The sequence below is a fragment of the Phreatobacter sp. genome, from assembly GCF_027532945.1.
Classification (GTDB): domain Bacteria; phylum Pseudomonadota; class Alphaproteobacteria; order Rhizobiales; family Phreatobacteraceae; genus Phreatobacter.
Window position 1 is genome coordinate 1 of the sequence record NZ_JAPZTZ010000019.1, and the last position, 18,109, is coordinate 18,109.

Annotated in this window: 12 protein-coding genes; 5 read left to right on the top strand and 7 right to left on the bottom strand. The window is 69.6% G+C overall.

What is annotated here, in order from left to right:
- Window positions 1-154 precede the first annotated feature (154 nt).
- The gene (locus O9344_RS14795; protein WP_298478943.1) at window positions 155-1,705 is read right to left on the bottom strand and encodes an ABC transporter substrate-binding protein; all 1,551 of its coding nucleotides are present in this window, start codon (window positions 1,703-1,705) and stop codon (window positions 155-157) included.
- Window positions 1,706-1,963: 258 nt separating this feature from the next.
- On the opposite strand from O9344_RS14795, the gene addB reads away from it, so the two are divergent.
- Both addB and addA read left to right on the top strand, forming a co-directional pair.
- Window positions 1,964-5,047, top strand: a complete 3,084-nt coding sequence (gene addB / locus O9344_RS14800) for a double-strand break repair protein AddB (protein ID WP_298478847.1) — start codon at window positions 1,964-1,966, stop codon at window positions 5,045-5,047.
- Window positions 5,044-8,484 (top strand): double-strand break repair helicase AddA, encoded by a 3,441-nt coding sequence (addA, locus tag O9344_RS14805; protein WP_298478850.1) that lies wholly within the window; start codon window positions 5,044-5,046, stop codon window positions 8,482-8,484. Before addB ends, addA begins: the two co-directional genes overlap by 4 nt.
- Before the next feature lie 7 nt (window positions 8,485-8,491).
- On the opposite strand, the gene O9344_RS14810 is transcribed toward addA, so the two are convergent.
- The 5 genes from O9344_RS14810 to O9344_RS14830 form a co-directional block, all read right to left on the bottom strand.
- On the bottom strand, window positions 8,492-9,355 hold the full coding sequence (locus tag O9344_RS14810) for a lysophospholipid acyltransferase family protein (protein ID WP_298478853.1): 864 nt from the start codon (window positions 9,353-9,355) through the stop codon (window positions 8,492-8,494).
- On the bottom strand, window positions 9,342-9,767 hold the full coding sequence (locus O9344_RS14815; protein WP_298478946.1) for a Fur family transcriptional regulator: 426 nt from the start codon (window positions 9,765-9,767) through the stop codon (window positions 9,342-9,344). Before O9344_RS14815 ends, O9344_RS14810 begins: the two co-directional genes overlap by 14 nt.
- A gap of 69 nt (window positions 9,768-9,836) precedes the next feature.
- Entirely contained in the window at window positions 9,837-11,210 is a 1,374-nt protein-coding gene (locus tag O9344_RS14820) for a TAXI family TRAP transporter solute-binding subunit (protein WP_298478856.1), read from the bottom strand.
- 82 nt (window positions 11,211-11,292) lie between these two features.
- The gene (locus O9344_RS14825; protein ID WP_298478859.1) at window positions 11,293-11,775 is read right to left on the bottom strand and encodes a hypothetical protein; all 483 of its coding nucleotides are present in this window, start codon (window positions 11,773-11,775) and stop codon (window positions 11,293-11,295) included.
- Between the two features lie 61 nt (window positions 11,776-11,836).
- A complete protein-coding gene (locus O9344_RS14830; RefSeq protein WP_298478862.1) occupies window positions 11,837-12,823 on the bottom strand; it encodes an MDR family oxidoreductase in 987 nt (328 codons plus the stop codon).
- 168 nt (window positions 12,824-12,991) lie between these two features.
- Between O9344_RS14830 and radC the strand changes: the two genes are divergently transcribed.
- Together radC and O9344_RS14840 are read left to right on the top strand one after the other, a co-directional pair.
- Window positions 12,992-13,717: a DNA repair protein RadC gene (gene radC / locus O9344_RS14835; RefSeq protein WP_298478864.1), complete on the top strand. Its 726-nt coding sequence runs from the start codon at window positions 12,992-12,994 to the stop codon at window positions 13,715-13,717.
- Between the two features lie 38 nt (window positions 13,718-13,755).
- Window positions 13,756-14,085, top strand: coding sequence for a hypothetical protein (locus tag O9344_RS14840; protein WP_298478867.1), 330 nt, complete (start codon window positions 13,756-13,758; stop codon window positions 14,083-14,085).
- A gap of 13 nt (window positions 14,086-14,098) precedes the next feature.
- Here the strand turns inward: O9344_RS14840 and O9344_RS14845 are convergent, their stop codons facing one another.
- Entirely contained in the window at window positions 14,099-15,325 is a 1,227-nt protein-coding gene (locus O9344_RS14845; protein WP_363321944.1) for a TadE/TadG family type IV pilus assembly protein, read from the bottom strand.
- 194 nt (window positions 15,326-15,519) lie between these two features.
- Here O9344_RS14845 and O9344_RS14850 point away from each other — a divergent pair, with 194 nt between their 5' ends.
- Entirely contained in the window at window positions 15,520-18,102 is a 2,583-nt protein-coding gene (locus O9344_RS14850) for a ligase-associated DNA damage response DEXH box helicase (RefSeq protein WP_298478869.1), read from the top strand.
- Window positions 18,103-18,109: the final 7 nt, after the last annotated feature.

Consider the following 18,109-nt stretch of genomic DNA (forward strand, 5'->3'; position numbering starts at 1 on the left):
TGGTGCGGGCGCGCTGGCGGATGGGATTTCCGCGGCCGGCGTGTCGGCGGCGCCCAACCCGCCGGTCAGGCCCGGCACATGGCCGGGCTTGACGGTATGGGCTGCGAGCAAACCGGAACCGACGAGCGGCCGGTACAGTTCAAGCCCCAAGGACTCAACCCAGCGTCGTCAGGTCCTGGAACCAGTGCTGAGCCTGGGTGTAGCTCGACACTTTCGGGCTCGCGACATGCGGGTTGGTGTCATGCACCACCCAGACCAGCAGCGCGTCGTCGACCACCTTCTCATGGACCTTGGCCATCAGCGCGTTCTGCTCGCTCTCGACCGTGGTCGCCAGCGCGTTGTCGATCAGCTTGTCCACCTCGGCGTTCTTGTAGTGGCCCCAGTTCACGCCGACCGGCGCGACCTGGCCGGAGTGGAAGAAGCGGATGAAGGCGTAGAGCGGGTCCGAGGTGAGATAGGCCACGTTGTTGGCGGTGATACCGCGCAGCGACTCGTGCGCCGCGCCCTGGCGCCAGGCCTGGTAGAGCGGCTCCAGCTCAACGACGCGGAAGTCGATCTCGATGAAGGCCTCCTTGAACATCTGCTGGCAGAGCTCGTTGATCGGCAGCGACAGCATCTGCCCCGAACCGGACGAGGCGATGATGAACTGCGTCTTCAGCGGATTCGAGCGCGAGTAGCCCGCTTCCGTCATCAGCTTTCGGGCGCCGTCCACGTCATACTTGATCTCGAAGTTCGGCTTGCCGAACCACGGATTGGTGTGGTCCACCTGGCCATAGGCGGGCTTGGCGAGACCGCCCATCAGCTCCACCACCGAGGCGCGGTCGATCGCGAGGTTTGCCGCGCGGCGGGTGCGGATGTCGGTCCAGGGCGAGCCCGGCAGGGTCGACAGGTGGTAGTTCCAGACGTGCGGCGTGACGTTGTCGATGAGCCGGAAACCGGCCTGCTTCAGCCGCGGCATGACGTCGGGGGCCGGCGTCTCGATGAAGTCGACGGTGCCAGCCAGCATGGCATTGGTGCGGGTGATCGGCTCGGGCAGGCAGGACAGGATGATGCGGTCCGCCTTGGCGATGCGGTTCTTGTCCCAGTAGTCGGGATTGCGGACCAGCTCGGCGAATTCGCGCGGCTGCAGCCGACCGAGGCGGAACGGGCCGGTGCCGGAGGGCTGCAGCGCGAACTTCTGCCAGTCGCGGCCGACCTTCTCGAACTGGGCGGGGCTGGAAATGAGGAACCAGAGCATCTGGTAGGGGAAGAAGGCGTCCACCGTCCTGGTGGTGACCTCGACGGTCATGGCGTCGACCTTGCGGTAGCTCGCGACCGAGGGCAGGCGGGCACGGACCTGCGAGGACTGGCGCTGGTCGAAATGCGGCGCCTGGTTGTTCAGGACCTTCTCGAAGTTCCAGATCACCGCGTCGGCGTCGAAGGCCGCACCGTCGTGGAACTTGACGCCGTCGCGCAGCTTGAAGACCCACTTCTTCCTGTCAGCCGGGTCGGTCGCCCAGCTGGTGGCGAGGCCCGGGACGAGCTTGCCGGGGCGGTCGGCGACATTCATTTCCCAGGCGACCAGCGGGTCGTAGAGGGTGTGGCCGGTGAACTGGTAGCCGCCGGCGCCGCGGTCGGGCTGGCCGGTGGTCTGGGGAATGTCCGCCATGGAGATGCCGTAACGGATGACCTTCTCCTGGGCTTGCGCGGCGCCCGTCGGCAGCATGGCGAGACCCGAGGCGGCCGCGAGACCCTTCATCAGGTCGCGGCGGTCGATGCGATCGATCGTCATGGGAAAACTCCAAGTTCGAGGACCCGGAGAGGCTAGTTGCGGTGCAACATCTGTCGAGACGAAGATATGCGCTGCCTTTGATCAGGCTTTGGGCAGCGGGGTGGTATCACTGACCAGACAAATGTCAGCAATGCCGCTTGCCTGTGCATATGCGAACTTGTCGCAGGGGCTCCGGCGGGGCACGACTAGATCATGCCGATTCACCCGCGCGTCCTGACCATTCCAGCCTCCCGCCCGCATCTGAGGGTGCTGGCGGAGGCGATCCTCGCCGGCGAGGTCTTGCCCGGCTGGCCTGATCGCGCGGACCCGCTGTCGCTCGCCGTCGGCACGATCCTGCTGCCCAACCGGCGCGCCTGCCGGGCCATGCGGGACATCTTCGCCGAGCTTGCCACAGACGGCGCCGTGCTGTTGCCGCGCATCGCCCCCATCGGCGATGTGGACGAGGAGGAATGGGCCTTTGCCGATCCCATGCCGCTGGACGCGCTGGGGCTCGACGCCATCGGCCCGGAAGTGCCCGGCCTCGACCGACGGCTGACGCTGGCGATGCTGGTGCGGTTCTGGGCGGGAAGCGTCGACAAGGCGATCCTGCGCCTGCAGCCCGACGACCCGCTCATCGTCTCCACCGGCACGGCCGACGCGCTGGCGCTCGCCGCCGACCTCATGCGGCTCATGGACCAGGTGGCGACCGAGCGCGTGCCGTGGGCGCAGCTCGATACCATCGTCGATTCATCGCTCGATCCGTTCTGGCGGATGACGGCGGAGTTCCTGCGCATCGCCCGCGAGGCCTGGCCGGCCCATCTTGCCGAAAAAGGGCTGGAGGAACCGGCGATCCGCCGCGACAGGATGATCGCCGCGGAGGCTCAGCGCCTTGCCGCCCTGCCCGGCCCGATCATCGCCGCCGGCTCCACCGGTTCGATCCTCGCCACCCGCGACCTCCTGAAGGTGGTGGCGCATCATCCGCGCGGCGCCCTGGTGCTGCCGGGTCTCGACATGGATCTCGACGCCGCCGGGTGGGAGGCGATCGACGCGGAGGGGGGCGCGGCCGCCCATGCCCATCCGCAATTCGGTCTGAAGCGGCTCATCACCCATGTCGGCATCGACCGTGAGTCGGTCGCGGTGCTGGCCGCGCCCGCGCCCCATGGCCGCGAGGCGCTGGTCTCGGAGGCGATGCGGCCAGCCGCGACCACCGACCGCTGGGCCATGGGCGGCCTCTCCATCCCTGACGCGGCGCTCGACGGCGTCACCGTCATCGAAGCGGCGAACGAGCGCGAGGAGGCCCTCGCCATCGCCATCGTCCTGCGCGAGGTGGCCGAAGACCCCACCCGCGACGCAGCGCTCGTGACGCCCGACCGGGAGCTCGCCCGTCGCGTCATGGCTGAACTCGGCCGCTGGAACGTCCCGGTCGACGATTCGGGTGGCCGGCCGCTGACCGGCACGGCGGGCGCCACGGTGGCGCGGCTCTCCGCGGCGCTGGCCCTGCAAGAGCCGGTGCCGGCCGACCTCCTTGCCCTTCTCGACCATCCCGCTATCGGCCTCGAGAGGGTGGAGGGCGAGGCTGCGGCGCGCGATGCCGCTATCGCCGCCATCGAACTCAGGGCATTGCGTGGCCTTCGCCCACCCGGCGGCCTCGCCGGGTTCCTCGGCCTTCTCGACCAGGCCCTGCCGAGCGGCCGGCCGCGCCCCGAACGGCCGGCGAGCCGCGTCACAGGCGAGGCGCTGGCGGCAGGCCGGGCGCTTCTTGGGCAGACCATCGCCGCCCTCGCGCCGCTCGCCGTCTTTCAGGGCGAGGCGTCGCTCGCGACCCTCGCTGCCGCCCATCTCACCGTGCTGGAGGCCCTCGGCCTCGACGCCTCCGCCACCGGCGCCGAGGCCGTGGCGGACCTCCTGAAGCGGCTGGCCGGCTCGGCCGCAGCCAGCGCCTTCACGCTGCGGGCGGCCGACTATCCCGCCGCGCTCGACGCGCTGATGCAGACCGAGACGGTGCGCCTCCCCGGCAATCCCGGCGCCCGTATTCGCATCCTCGGCCTCGTCGAGGCGCGCCTTCTCGCCGTCGACTGCGTCGTCATGGCCGGGCTCGTGGAGGGCTCCTGGCCGGGCGAGGCGCGGCTCGACCCCTGGCTCAATCGCGCCATGCGCGCGAGCTTCGGCATCGATCCGCCGGAGCGGCGCGTCGGCCTTGCCGCCCACGACTTCTGCCAGCTCTTCGGCCAGCCGCAGGTGGTGCTGACCCGCGCCACCAAGGCGGGCGGCGTACCGACTGTCCCGTCGCGCTGGATGCAGCGCCTCGCCGCCGTGCTGGGACCCGAGCGGTGGCGGTCGCTGATCGCCCGCGGCCAGCGCATCGTCGATCTCGCGGGCCGCCTCGACGTGTCAGAGGAGCGGCCCCGGCCGGCGCTTCGTCCGAACCCGTCGCCGCCGCTGGCGCTGCGCCCGACCCGGTTGTCGGTCACCGAGATCGAGACGCTGCAGCGCGACCCCTATGCGATCTATGCCCGTCACGTGCTGAAACTCACGGCGCTGGAGGCGCTCGACCAGGTGCCCGGCGCCATCGAGCGCGGCATCGTCATTCACGGTGCGCTGGACGCCTTCACCAAGGAGGCCTCGCGCGGTCCCGTCGCCGATCCGGTCGGCCGGCTGGTCGAGCTCGGCCGGAAGGCTTTCGCGCCCTATTGGGACGATCCCTCCGTCCGCGCGGTCTGGTGGCCGCGCTACCTCAGGATTGCCGCCTGGTTTGCCGGGGCCGATGCCGACCGCCGCCGCCGTTTCGTCGCAACCCATGCCGAGCGCGAGGGGTTCCTCGAATTCCCGACGCCGGCGGGCCGGGTCTTCCGCCTCACCACCAAGGCCGACCGGATCGACGTCACCGAGACCGGGACGGCGGAGATCGTCGACTACAAGACCGGCTCGCCGCCAAGCGCGCCGCAGGTCAATGTCGGCCTCGCGCCGCAGCTGGCGCTCGAGGGCGCGGTGCTGAAGGCCGGCGGCTTCGCCGAGATCCCGGCCGGCCTCACCGTCACAGGCCTCGTCTATGCCAAGCTCGGTGGCCGCGACCCGGCCGGCGATTTCGCGACCGTGAAGCTCGACACCGATGCCGAGACGCTGATCGCCGAGACGCTCGACGGCCTGCGCGACCTGGTCGCGGCTTACGAGAACGAACGGCGCGGCTACCTGTCTTGGGCCATGCCGCAATATGTCGGCGGGCGCTCCGGCGACTATGCGCATCTCGCCCGGGTCAAGGAATGGTCGACCGGCGCCGCCGGGGGAGAGGACGCATGAGCCGGCCCCTCGTCGCCCCGCTCGAGGCGGTTATCGCCCAGCGCGCCGCCTCCGATCCTGCCCATTCCGCCTGGGTCTCGGCCAATGCCGGCTCGGGCAAGACCTTCGTCCTCGCCCGCCGCGTCGTGCGGCTGATGCTGGCCGGCACCAAGCCCGGCGCCATCCTCTGCCTCACCTTCACCAAGGCGGCGGCGGCGACCATGGCGAACCGCGTCTTCGAGCTGCTCGGGCGCTGGGCACTGATGGACGATGCGACGCTGCGCCAGACGCTGCACGAGCTCGACGGCGCGCATCATGGCGCGGCAGAGCTCGCACGCGCCCGCCGGCTCTTCGCCGAGGCGCTGGAGACGCCGGGCGGCCTGAAGGTCCAGACGATCCACGCCTTCTGCGAACGCGTGCTGCACCAGTTCCCCTTCGAGGCCAATGTCGCCTCGCAGTTCCAGGTCCTCGACGAGACGGCCCATGCCGATCTCGTGCAGCGAGCGAAGCTGGAGGTGCTTCTGGAGGCCGCCGCCGATCCCGACGGCGCCATGGGCCGGGCGCTCGCCTATCTCTCCACCATCGCCGCGGATCCGACCGTCGATTCGCTGCTCGGCGAGGCCCTGGCGGCGCGCGAGGCGATGGAGCGGGACGTTACCGCGCGCGGCGGGCTCGATGCGGCCATGGCCGGGCTCGGCGACATGCTGGGGGTCCTGCCGCACGAGACCGAGGCGGCGCTCACCGCCGCCATTGTCGATGAAGCCGATCCGCCGGTGAGCGAATGGCCGGCGGTGGCGGATGCGCTGGTTTCGGCCTCCAGCGCCGAGACCGAGGTGAAGCTCGCCACGAAGCTCCGCGACGCCGTCGCGCGCGCCGCAAACCGCGCCGAAATCTACGAGGGCATTTTCCTCACCGCCGACGGGGAACCGCGCAAGCGCCTCTATACCAAAGCCGTCCGCACCGCGGCGGCGGGCCTCGCCGATGCCCTGGACCGCGAGCAGGAGCGTGTCGTTGGCCTGCGCGCCCGGCGCAAGGCGGCCCGGCTGAAGGAGGGCACAGCGGCGCTCCTCACCCTTGCCCAGGCCATTTCGGCGCGGGTGGAGGCCGAGAAGGCGCGGCGGGGGGCGCTGGATTTCGCCGACCTCATCGCGCGCACGCGCGACCTTTTTGCGGGCGGCGCCGCCGGCTGGGTTCTCTACAAGCTCGACCAGGGCATCGACCATGTGCTCGTCGATGAGGCGCAGGACACCAGCCCCGACCAGTGGCAGATCGTCGAGGCGCTGATCGCCGAGTTCACCGCCGGCATCGGCGCGCGCGGCCAGAACCGCACGCTGTTCGTGGTCGGCGACGAGAAGCAGTCGATCTATTCGTTCCAGGGTGCCGAACCGCGCAAGTTCACCGAGTTGCGCGAGGCCTTCCGTCGCCGCTTCGAGGCCGCGAACCAGCCTTTCAATCCGCGGATCAGTCTCAATTTCTCCTTCCGCTCCACCTCGGCGGTGCTGGACGCCGTGGACACGCTGTTCCGCGACGGCGATGCCCGGCGAGGCCTGTCCTACGACGACAGCGCCGCCATCGTGCACGAAGCCGCCCGGCGCGAGGCGCCCGGCCTCGTCGAACTGTGGCCGGCCATCACGCCGGAGCCGCGCGAGGAGGCCTCGCCCTGGACCGCCCCGGTCGATGCCCCGGGCCTCGGCGATCCGGCGACACGCCTTGCCGCCCGCATCGCCCGCCATGTCCGCATCTGGACGCGCGACGGCCATCGCCTTCCCGACCGCGACCGGCCCATCCGCGCCGGCGACGTGCTGATTCTGGTGCGGCGTCGCGGACCGCTGTTCGAGAGCATCATCCGCGCGCTGAAGAACGAGGGCGTGCCGGTGGCCGGCGCCGACCGGCTCGTGCTGGGCGAGCATATCGCCGTCATGGACCTGCTGGCGCTGGGCGACTGCCTGCTCACCCCCGACGACGACCTGTCGCTCGCCGCCGTGCTGAAGAGCCCGCTCATCGGCCTGTCAGAGGACGATTTGCTCGAACTTGCCTCGGGACGCGAAGGCTCGCTCTGGGACGCGCTCATCGCCGACGAGCATCCCGCCATGGCGACGCTCGCGCGGTGGCGCGAGGAGGCGCGTACCCTCTCGCCGGCCGACTTCTACGGCCGCGTGCTTGGCCGCGACCGCAGGCGGGAAGCGATCCTCACCCGCCTTGGCTCGGAAGCGGCTGACGCGCTCGACGAGTTCATGGCCATGGCGCTGGCCTTCGAGGCATCCGACATCCCGACCCTGCGCGGTTTCCTCGGCCGGATGCGGGCGAGCGAGCTCAACGTGAAGCGCGACCTCGAGCTTGGCCGCGACGAGGTGCGCGTGATGACCGTCCATGGCGCCAAGGGCCTGGAGGCGGACATCGTCATCCTCGCCGATACGACGGGCAAGCCGGGCACCAGCCACGAGCCGAAGATCTTCGAGATCCTGCCGCCGAACAGCCCTGCGGGGACGCCGCCGCGCCTCGTCTGGTCGCCGGGATCGAAGGCCGACGTGCCGCTGGTCGAGACGGCAAGGCTCGCCCACCGGGCGGCGCAGGAGGAGGAGTACCGGCGGCTGCTCTATGTGGCGATGACCCGTGCTGCCGACCGGCTCATCATCTGCGGCGCCCGCTCGCGGAAGACGGAAACCGGCGTCTGGTACGACATGATCGACGCGGCGCTGGGCTCCCATTGCGTCGAGGAAGAGGCCGATGACGGCGAGGGCCCGGTGAAGCGCTGGCGGCGCGGCAGCCCTGTGCCGGCGACGCTCCGCGCGGCGCCCACCGATATGCAGGCCCCGCGCGCGGCCCTGCCGGCGATCCTTACGCGGGATGCGCCACCCGTGGCCCTGCCCCCTCGCACGATCACCCCCTCGGGTGTCGGCAAGGAGCTCGCCGTGCGGCGGATGACGCCGGAGGCGGCGGCGAACCGCGAGGCCGCCATCCGCCGTGGCACGCTGATCCACCGGCTGCTGCAATCGCTGCCCGAGGTTCCCGCCGACAAACGGCCCGGCGCGGCGGCGCGGTTCCTCGCCGCCCAGACCGACCTGCCGGCGGAGCTGCAGGAGCGCTATGGGGCGGAAGCCCTGCGGTTGATGGACGATGTCCGCCTCGCGCCGCTTTTCGGGCCGGGCAGCCGGGCCGAGGTGCCGGTGGCGGGCCGCATGGGTGGCCGGCCGGTCTCCGGCCAGATCGACCGGCTGGTGGTGACGGGAGAGCGCGTCATCATCGCTGACTTCAAGACCAACGACCCGGCCCCACGGGCGCCTGACCAGGTCCCGCCGGCCTATGTGGCGCAGCTGGCGCTCTACCGGGCGCTGCTGGCGCGCATCCACCCTGGCGTTCCGGTGGAGGCCTGGCTCATCTGGACGACGCTTCCCGACGTCATGGCGATCGCAACGGCGCAGCTGGACGTCGCATTCGCCGAACTCGGGCTCGGCTGATCGCCCGTCAGCGGGCGATGGGCGGCAGGTCCTCGTCCTTGCCCGTCAGGGCGGCGGAATGCATCTGTCTGACACGATGCTCGAGGAACTGGGCGATGGCCTTGCGGTCCGTGGCGGGATCGAAGGGAATGGGGTTGCCGAAGATGAGATCGACGTCGACCGCGCCGTCCTTCAACAGGTCCCAGGCGTGGGGCACCATGTCGATATCGCCGACCCAGGCCATGCGCGGCCGGTGCTGGCGCCCCGAGGGCAGACCATTCAGCCGGCGATAGGCCAGTGCGATGGGCTGGATCCACACCGTTTCGCCGGTGGCGCGGGCAAGGCTCTCGGCGGCGCCGATCAGGGCGGGGCGAAAGCGGATGACGCGGTTGCCGTCCGAGGAGGTGCCCTCGGCGAAGAGCACGACAGGCTCGCCTTCACGCATCCGGGCGATCATCTCCTCGGCGGTCTGCGAGGTCGTCTGGCGGCGGTCGCGGTCAACGAAGATGGAGCGCTGCAGGCGGGCGAGATAGCCGAAGACCGGCCATGTCGCGATTTCGGACTTGGCGACGAAGGAGACCGGCGCGAAGGCGCCGAGCACCATGATGTCGAGCCAGGAGACGTGGTTGGGCACGAAGAGGGCAGGCCGGTGCGTCGTCGCCTCGCCGCGCACCGTGACGCGGGCGCCGACGGCGCGCAGGACGACACGGTGAAAGACCATCGGGATGATCCGCCGCGCGCCCAGGCCGAAACCGTGGGCGATCATCTGGGCGGGCAGGATGACGAGCGCGGCGAGGATGAGGATCGCCAGCCAGAACGAGGCCCGGATCGCGTCGAAGATGGTCGGCCCGCCGCGCCCGAACTCGGTGCCCGGCTTGTCAGGATTCGTCATCGAGCGGCACGCAATAGAGTTCCAGGCGGTGGTCCACCAGCCGGTAGCCGAGCTTGCGGGCGATCTCGGCCTGAAGCCGCTCGATCTCCTCCGACTGGAATTCCACCACGCGGCCGGAGCGCAGATCGATGAGGTGGTCGTGATGCGATTCGGGGATCGTTTCGTAGCGGGCGCGGCCATCGCCGAAGGCGTGGCGCGTGATGATGCCGGAATCCTCGAAGAGCTTCACCGTCCGGTAGACCGTGGACAGCGAGATGTTGGGATCGATCGCGCTGGCGCGGCGATAGAGCTCCTCGACGTCAGGATGATCGTCGGCGGCCTCGATGGTGCGGGCGATGACGCGGCGCTGATCGGTCATCCGCATGCCCTTGGCGATGCAGGCTTCCTCGATCGTACTGGTCCGGGGTTCCATCCGGGGCGCGGCCACCACGGTCCTCCTCCAACGCTGCGGCCGAACCTATAGCCGCCGCGCGCGGGCGCGTCACCCCCGCGGGAAGCCGGCGCCCGCCGCCACGGCGACGGGCATGACCGGCGCGAGCGGCTCCGCGTCGGGCGTCTCGTCCTCGGCCATGGCGAGGGAGCGCCGGCGGTCGGCGATGGCGGCATTCAACCGGTCGAGCGCGAGGGTCAGCGTGGCGAACTGGGCCGAATCGAAGCCGGGTTGCTTGGAGGCCTCCACGGCCTCGACGAAAATGTCGTCGGCGCGCCCGGAAATGGCGTCCAGCACATCGTTGTCATCGGTGGCGCGCACGTCGCGCAGCAGCACCAGGACCTCGGGCAGGCGGCCAGGATCCTTCTCGCGCCTGCCGATGCCGAGATAGCCGGCTATGGCGGCCAGGGCAGAGCCGCCGAGCGAAAGTCCGAAGATCGTGAGGTAGAGGATATCGCTGTATTTCTCGATGAAGGTCTTCTGCTCGCCGGTGAGATAGGCGAGGGCGCCGGGATGGACCTGCACCGACGAGCCCTTTTCGGTGTCCGGCACTTCCAGCCGATTGGCGATGGGGTGCTGGAGGGCCAGCGCCGGGCGCTGCGTGAACAACTGCTGTGTCAGCTCGGCGACCACGGAATCATCGAGACCACGGCGGGCGACGAGGTAGTGAACGACGCCAAGGGTTGGATAGGTGTCGGCCGGACGCGGGGGATTGGAGCCAAAGGAGCCGGCCACCACGTCGATGGCCTCAAGGAATGGCACGCGCTCGGCCATCGCCTCCGCCTCGCGCACCGGCACCAGCTTGACCGCGCCGTCAGGCGTCTCCCGGACGATGCCGGCGATGGCATCGGCGACCGGCCGCGACGTGGTCGGGCCGATGGTGACCATCGCCTCGATCAGCTTGTTGCGGATGGCGTCCCCGGCCTCCCATGGCGGGACCTCAATGATGCGAACGCTTGCCGGCTGCACGCCGTGTTCGCGCAGGATGGTCTGGATGAGCCGGTTGTTGAAGCCGATGCCACGCCCCATCACGCCAATGGTGCGGTTGTTGAGGTCGGTCCAGCGCTGGATGCCGGAACTGATGGGGGCTGCGAGGATGACCGGGTTGCGCTGCCAGACTGCCACGGCCTGGGCCGAGGCGGGGAAGGAGATGTCGGTGCGGACGATGGCGAGATCGACATCCTCGCGCTCGATCTTGGTGGCGCTGTCGGAAGGCGTGTCGGAGGAGACGAGCCGCAGGCGGACGCTGGAGCGCTCCCGCTGCAGGCCAAGGCGGAAGCTGTCGACCAGTTTCGCGAACTCGGACCCGGCCGGGCCCACGGCGATGACCAGAGTCGTCGGCCGGTTGTACCAGAACGTGCCGAGGGCAAGGCAGCCGATCAGCGCGCAGACGACCGAGAAGATGGTGAGCCGGGTGCGGGACATCGAGGTTCAGGTTCCGCAGGGATCATGGCTCTTTTGCGGTGCAAATACCATCGCGCTGACGGGGATGTGACAAGGCTCCGCATCAGCGGCGGCGTGGCCTGTCCTCGATCATGATGGAGGGCAGCCCAGTGGGCGGGAGACGGGTGGTGCGATCGATGCGGGCACGCTCCTCGTCGGTGAGAGGGCGACGCGGCCGGGCGCCCTGGACCTGACGGGCGGGGGAGGCGGCGCGCGCCTCCGCGTCGAACCGCTCGCGCCTCATTGTGTCGAGGTCGCGGCGTTGCTGAAGCTGCTGGCGGCGGATCGTGTCGAGGTTCTGCTGCTGGATGCGCTGCTGGCTGCGCTGGAAGGCGTCGAAGTCCCGCCGCTGCTGATCCTGCTGGCGCAGGATCTCGAAATGCTGCTGCGTCGGATTGCCGAAGGAGGGCGGCGCCATGCCCGGCGCTGGCGGCGGAAAACCGGCCTGGGCCAGGGCCACATGAGGCGCGAGGGCAAGGCCGACCATCGCGACGATGGCAGGGATGAGACGGAGGCGGGCCGAGGCCGTGAGGGCGCCTTGGGTCATGGGCATGTTCCGTGTCGGACCGGGAACGCGACCCTCGCGCTCCCCGTTCCGGCCCGGCAACTCAATCGATCGTGACCACGACGCGGCCGCGGATGCGGCCCTCGAGGATGGCGGCACCGGCCTCGATCACGCCTTCCAGCGGAATGGTCGAGGTGATGCGTGCCAGGGCCTCGCGGTCGAGTTCGGCGGCGAGGCGCGACCAGGCCTCGAGGCGCAGGGCCTTCGGCGCCATGACGGAATCGACGCCGAGCAGCGACACGCCGCGCAGGATGAAGGGCGCAACGGAGGCCGGCAGGTCCATGCCCTGGGCGAGGCCGCAGGCGGCGACCGCGCCGCCATAGCGGGTCATGGCGAGGACATTGGCGAGGGTGTGCGAGCCGACCGAATCGACACCGCCGGCCCAGCGCTCCTTGCCGAGCGGCCGACCGGGAGCCGAGAGCTCGGCGCGGTCGATGATCTCGGCGGCGCCGAGCGACTTGAGATATTCGGCCTCCTGGGGCCGGCCGGTCGAGGCGATGACGTGATAGCCGGCGCGGGCAAGAAGCGCGGTTGCGACCGAGCCGACACCGCCGGCCGCCCCCGTCACCACGATCGGACCACGGTCGGCGGTGATGCCGTGGCGCTGCAAGGCCATGACGCAGAGCATGGCGGTATAGCCGGCCGTGCCGATGGCCATGGCCTCGGCGGGCGAGAGGCCGGCGGGCAGCGGCACCAGCCAGTCGCCTTTGACCCGGGTTTTCTCGGCATAGGCACCCAGATGGGTCTCGCCAGTGCCCCAGCCGTTGAGGATGACAGCGTCGCCGGGCTTGAAGTCGGGATGGGTCGAGGTCTCGACCGTGCCGGCGCAATCGATGCCTGGGATCATGGGGAAGCGGCGGACCACCGGCGCCTTGCCGGTGAGGGCAAGGCCGTCCTTGTAGTTGAGGGTCGAGTGGGAGACGCGGACGGTGACGTCGCCTTCCATCAGGTCGGCCTCGTCGAAGCGGCCAAGGCTCGCCGTCGTGCCGTTGTCGCCCTTGGTGACCACCACTGCCTTGAACGTCGCCATGTCTCTCTCCTCGTCGGGCGGACAGTCTCCCGCGGCGGCCCGAAGGGCAAGCACGGGGCTCTCCGACGATCGGAGGATGGCCGCTTGGCCCCGGCCATCCGGAAAGCTCCGAAGGGCTGTGCTCCTCCGGCTCGGCTACCCTCGCGTGTGGATGGGCGGAGCGGGCCGATGGACGAGGACCCGAAGGTGGCGGAGGCGGAGCAGCGGGGATTTGCCGAGGTCCCGCACTTCCATGGCCACCGCGACCGCCTGCGCAGCCGCTTTCGCGAAGCCGGCGCTGAAGCCCTGGCGGACTACGAACTGCTGGAGCTCATCCTGTTTCGCGCCATTCCGCGCCGGGACGTAAAGCCGCTGGCCAAGGCGTTGCTGAAGCGCTTCGGCTCCTTCGCCGACGTGATGGCGGCGCCGGAGGCCCGGCTGGCGGAGGTCGATGGGGTGACCGCCGCCGTTGCGACCGAACTGAAGCTGGTCCAGGCGACGGCGCTGCGCATCGGCCGGGCGGCCATCGCCGGGCGCCCGGTGCTGTCGAGCTGGACGGCACTCATCGATTATTGCCGCACCGCCATGGCCTTTTCCGAGCGCGAGCAGTTCCGGGTGCTCTATCTCGACCGCAAGAATGCGCTGATCGCCGACGAGGTGCAGGGCGAAGGCACGGTCGACCACACCCCGGTCTATCCCCGCGAAGTGGTCAAGCGGGCGCTGGAGCTGTCGGCAACCGCGGTGATCCTGGTCCACAACCACCCGTCGGGTGACCCGACGCCGTCGCGGCCCGACATCCTGATGACGCAGCAGATCATCGATATCGCCAAGCCGCTGGGCATCACAGTCCATGACCACATCATCGTCGGGCGGGCCGGTCATGCCAGCTTCCGCGCGCTGAAGCTCATCGCCTGACATTGCAGGCCTCAACCGGCCGGCGTAAGGCGAGGGGCATGACCGCCTCGTTCCGATGCCTTCTCGCCGCGCTGCTGCTGGCCCTGGCGGCCGCGAGCCCGGCTGTGGCGCAGGACCCCGCCGCCTTCGCGGCGGAGAAATGCTCCCGCTATCGGCAGGCGACGGCGGATGCTCTGCGACGCTGGGGCCGCGACGGCCTCAGTGCCGATTTCCTTGCCGCCCATGCCGCCTTCATCGAGGGCGGCTGCCAGGGGCCGCCCTCCATCTGTCCGCGGCCGGGCCGCGAGACCGATTTCGCCAATGCCATGACGGTCCGGGCCATGAATGCCGGCATGGCCAGCACCTTCCTGCCATGGGCCTGTCGCTAACCGGCGCTTGCCGCTAGCGGATCAGGCGGACCGAGACCGAGCCTGACGTGGTCGGGTTCAGCGCGGTGTTGGTCGACAGGCGCCAGTTCAGATTGTTGAAGATGATGGTGTTGGTCACGATCTGCACCTTCGAGCCATTGATCGTGGAGGTGGAGTTCCACGTCACGTCGCGGCGCGGCAGGTAGATCAGGCCGGAAATCTCCTCGCTCACCGACGAGTTGAACACGTACTGGACGGTGCTCGTGCTGGTGCTCGGCTCGAACATCAGGATGTTGGCATAGGTGCCGGAGGTCGGCGCCGTGAGCTTCGAGGTGATGCCGCCATTGAAGCGGATCTCGGAGTTGGTATCCGGGAAATAGAAGGTGACGCCGGTCCCCTCGATGGTGGAATTGGCATTGATGATCATCCGGCCCTTGATGATGTGGAGGCCGGGCTGGAAGACGATGCGCGGCGAGCCGTTGAAGGTCAGGTCGCACCAGACCGAGCCGGCCGCCATCGTGTGCGAGCGGCCGCCAGCGGGCGGATCATAGACCTGCTTGGTGTTGGTGCAGGCGCCGACGGCCGGGGTCGGCAGCTTGCCGGCATGGGGATCGGCAGCGGCGGCGCAGCCGGTCTGGATCGGCAGCGGGCTTGACGTGTTCTTGATGATATTGGTGCCCTGGATGCAGAAGGTCTTGAGATTCAGCGTCGTCCCGGCGTTGAAGATCGCCGCGGGCGAGGCGGTCGAGCGCACATGAACCTCGCAATCCGGCGCATTGATCTTGGCGCCGGAATTGACCAGCAGGGCCTGCGAGGTGTTCGGCGCGAGGGCGAAGATGCAGGGCAGCGAAGTTGCCGTGCCGGCGGTCTGGGTGCGCAGCGCCGTCGCGGTCGCGGTGATGTCGACGGACCGCGTGCCGACCACCGCCATGAAGGTGGTGGGGATGGTGGCGCTGGCGGTACCGGCGACCTGGCTGCCGTTGACGGTGAAGCTGGCGGTTGCGCCGCTCACGCCGGACTGGCTGCGGAAATGGCTGGCGGCGGTCGCGATCTCGGTGCCGGTGCTGCGGGCGCCGGCCAGCACCGCGGCATCGAGCTCGGCCTGGAGCTCGGTGCGCTGCTGGGAGACGCGGGAATAGTCGACACCGGCGCCCACCGTGGCGAGCAGCGGCAGCGCGGCGATGCCGAAGGTGATGGCGATGTTGCCACCGTGGAGCGGCGGAACCTGTCGAGAAGCGGGCGGATCATGGTGGTGGTCCAGGCGGGTTTGATCGGATGCCCCGACATTTGCGGCTGACGGGAAAAGCGCGGGTTAACATCGCAGCGGTTGCAGTGACTTGTATGGCAGTTTCATTTTGCAAGGTGAATCTGCGGATAACGGCCCTTAGGACCTGCCTTTTTGCTGTGCAGGGCTATACCCTTGCAACGGACAGGTTCTCCTTTAGTTCTGTGTCCATGCCGTCGCCCCCACGCGCCGAGGCGCCCCCCTCGCCCCTGCCATCCCGCTTCCACGCCTGGTTCGCGGGACGGGGCTGGGAGCCGCGCGCCCATCAGCTGGATCTGCTGGCGCTGGCCCAGACGGGTCGATCCGCCCTGCTCGTCGCCCCGACCGGCGCCGGCAAGACGCTGGCGGGGTTCCTGCCGTCCCTGGTCGACCTCGCCGAACCGCGAGCTGCGCTGACGCGCAGCGCGCCCGTCGGCCGGACCCCACCGCCGCGCGAAAGGGGGCTTCACACGCTCTATATTTCGCCGCTGAAGGCGCTCGCCGTCGATGTGGCCCGCAATCTCTACGCGCCGGTCGAGGAGATGGGCCTTCCGATCCGCATCGAGACGCGGACCGGCGATACGCCGGCCTCGAAGCGCCAGCGGCAAAGATCCGATCCCCCGGAGATCCTGCTGACCACGCCGGAACAGCTTGCGCTGCTGCTCGCCAGCGCCGACGCGCCCTATCTCTTCGGCTCGCTGAAACGGGTCGTGCTGGACGAGCTCCACGCGCTCGTCACCTCCAAGCGCGGCGACTTGCTCTCCCTCGGCCTGGCGCGGCTGTTCACGCTGGCGCCCGGCCTCACCACGGTCGGACTGTCTGCGACGGTGAAGGATCCGGCTGATCTCGCCCGGTTCCTGACGCCTCAAGGCGGCGGCGCGCCTGCCGCGGCGGTCGTCATGGCAGCGGCGGGCGCCAAGCCCGACGTGTCGATCCTCGAGACGGCGGAACGGTTGCCCTGGGCCGGCCATTCCGCCCGCCACGCTGCCGGCGAACTCTACGAGGCCATCAAGCGCCACCGCACGACGCTGGTCTTCGTCAACACCCGAAGCCAGGCGGAGCTGCTCTTCCAGCTGCTCTGGACCATCAACGACGACGGCTTGCCCATCGCCCTCCATCATGGCTCGCTCGACGTCGCCCAGCGCCGACGGGTGGAGGACGCCATGGCGGCGGGCCAGCTGAAGGCGGTGGTCTGTACCTCCTCGCTCGATCTCGGCATCGACTGGGGCGACGTGGACCTCGTGCTCAATATCGGCGCGCCGAAGGGGTCGAGCCGGCTGATGCAGCGCATCGGACGGGCCAATCATCGGCCGGATGAACCATCGCGGGCGGTGCTGGTGCCCGCCAATCGGTTCGAGGTCATGGAGTGCCGGGCGGCGCTGGAGGCGATCGATGATGGCGCACAGGACACAGATCCCCTGCGGCGGGGCGCTCTCGACGTGCTCTGCCAGCATGTGCTCGGCATGGCCTGCGCCGGCCCCATCGGCGAGGAAGCCCTTCTCGGCGAGGTGCGCTCGGCCGCGCCCTACGCCGATCTCGACGCGGCGACGTTCCACGACGTCATCAATTTCGTCGCGACCGGCGGCTATGCGCTCAAGTCCTATGATCGCTTCGCCAAGATCCGTCAGGACAAGAAGGGACTATGGCGGGTGGCGCACCCCTCCATCGCCCAGCGCTACCGCATGAATGTCGGCACGATCGTGGAATCGCCGATGCTGCGGGTACGGCTGGTGCGGAGCCGACAAGGCACCACGGGCTATTCCGGTCCGATCGGGCGCGGCGGACGCGTCCTCGGCGAGATCGAGGAATATTTCGTCGAGGGCCTCGTGCCCGGCGACACCTTCGTCTTTTCCGGCGAGGTGCTGCGCTATGAGGCCCTGGTGGAGAACGAGGTCTATGTGTCGCGCGCCACCTCGCGCGAGCCGAAGGTGCCATCCTATGCCGGCGGCAAGTTCCCGCTCTCGACCTTCCTGGCCGAGGGTGTGCGGCGGATGCTCTCCGACCCGAAGGAATGGACGAAACTGCCGCCGCAGGTGGCCGAATGGCTGGAGCTGCAGCGCAAGGCCTCCATCATCCCACGGCGCGACCAGCTCCTCGTCGAGACCTTCCCGCGCGGCGACCGGTTCCACCTCGTCGCTTATCCCTTCGAGGGGCGTCTTGCCCACCAGACGCTGGGCATGCTGCTGACCCGCCGGCTCGAGCGCTGGGGCCTTCGCCCGATGGGCTTCGTGGCCAATGACTATTCGATCTCGGTCTGGGGCCTGTCGGACCTGGGCGCGGCGGTCTTGCGCGGCGACCTATCCATGGACGCCCTTTTCGACGAGGACATGCTGGGCGACGATCTCGAGGCCTGGCTGGAGGAAAGCCCGCTGATGAAGCGGACCTTCCGCACCTGCGCGGTCATTGCCGGACTGATCGAGCGACGGCACCCCGGCAAGGAGAAATCCGGCCGGCAGGTCACCGTATCGACCGATCTCGTCTACGACGTCCTTCGCCGCCATGAGCCGAACCACCTGCTGCTGCGCGCGGCCCGGGCGGATGCGGCCACCGGCCTCCTCGACATCGCGAGGCTCGGGCAGATGCTGTCACGCATCCGCGGGCGAATCGTGCACATTGGCCTCAAGCGCATCTCGCCGCTGGCGGTGCCCGTCATGCTGGAGATCGGCCGCGAGCCGATCTATGGCGAGGCGGGCGAGGCCCTGCTGCAGGAGGCGGAGGCCGCCCTTCTCGCGGAAGCGGGGATCGAGGGGCCGGCCTCCGGCGAGGTGGGCTGACGTGCAG

What these genes read in the sequence shown, in the direction of transcription:
- O9344_RS14795 (WP_298478943.1), bottom strand. Translation starts at nt 1,705, where the DNA reads ATGCTGCCGACGGGCGCCGCGCAAGCCCAGGAGAAGGTCATCCGTTAC.
- addB (WP_298478847.1), top strand. Translation starts at nt 1,964, where the DNA reads ATGCCGATTCACCCGCGCGTCCTGACCATTCCAGCCTCCCGCCCGCAT.
- addA (WP_298478850.1), top strand. Translation starts at nt 5,044, where the DNA reads ATGAGCCGGCCCCTCGTCGCCCCGCTCGAGGCGGTTATCGCCCAGCGC.
- O9344_RS14810 (WP_298478853.1), bottom strand. Translation starts at nt 9,355, where the DNA reads ATGACGAATCCTGACAAGCCGGGCACCGAGTTCGGGCGCGGCGGGCCG.
- O9344_RS14815 (WP_298478946.1), bottom strand. Translation starts at nt 9,767, where the DNA reads ATGGAACCCCGGACCAGTACGATCGAGGAAGCCTGCATCGCCAAGGGC.
- O9344_RS14820 (WP_298478856.1), bottom strand. Translation starts at nt 11,210, where the DNA reads ATGTCCCGCACCCGGCTCACCATCTTCTCGGTCGTCTGCGCGCTGATC.
- O9344_RS14825 (WP_298478859.1), bottom strand. Translation starts at nt 11,775, where the DNA reads ATGACCCAAGGCGCCCTCACGGCCTCGGCCCGCCTCCGTCTCATCCCT.
- O9344_RS14830 (WP_298478862.1), bottom strand. Translation starts at nt 12,823, where the DNA reads ATGGCGACGTTCAAGGCAGTGGTGGTCACCAAGGGCGACAACGGCACG.
- radC (WP_298478864.1), top strand. Translation starts at nt 12,992, where the DNA reads ATGGACGAGGACCCGAAGGTGGCGGAGGCGGAGCAGCGGGGATTTGCC.
- O9344_RS14840 (WP_298478867.1), top strand. Translation starts at nt 13,756, where the DNA reads ATGACCGCCTCGTTCCGATGCCTTCTCGCCGCGCTGCTGCTGGCCCTG.
- O9344_RS14850 (WP_298478869.1), top strand. Translation starts at nt 15,520, where the DNA reads ATGCCGTCGCCCCCACGCGCCGAGGCGCCCCCCTCGCCCCTGCCATCC.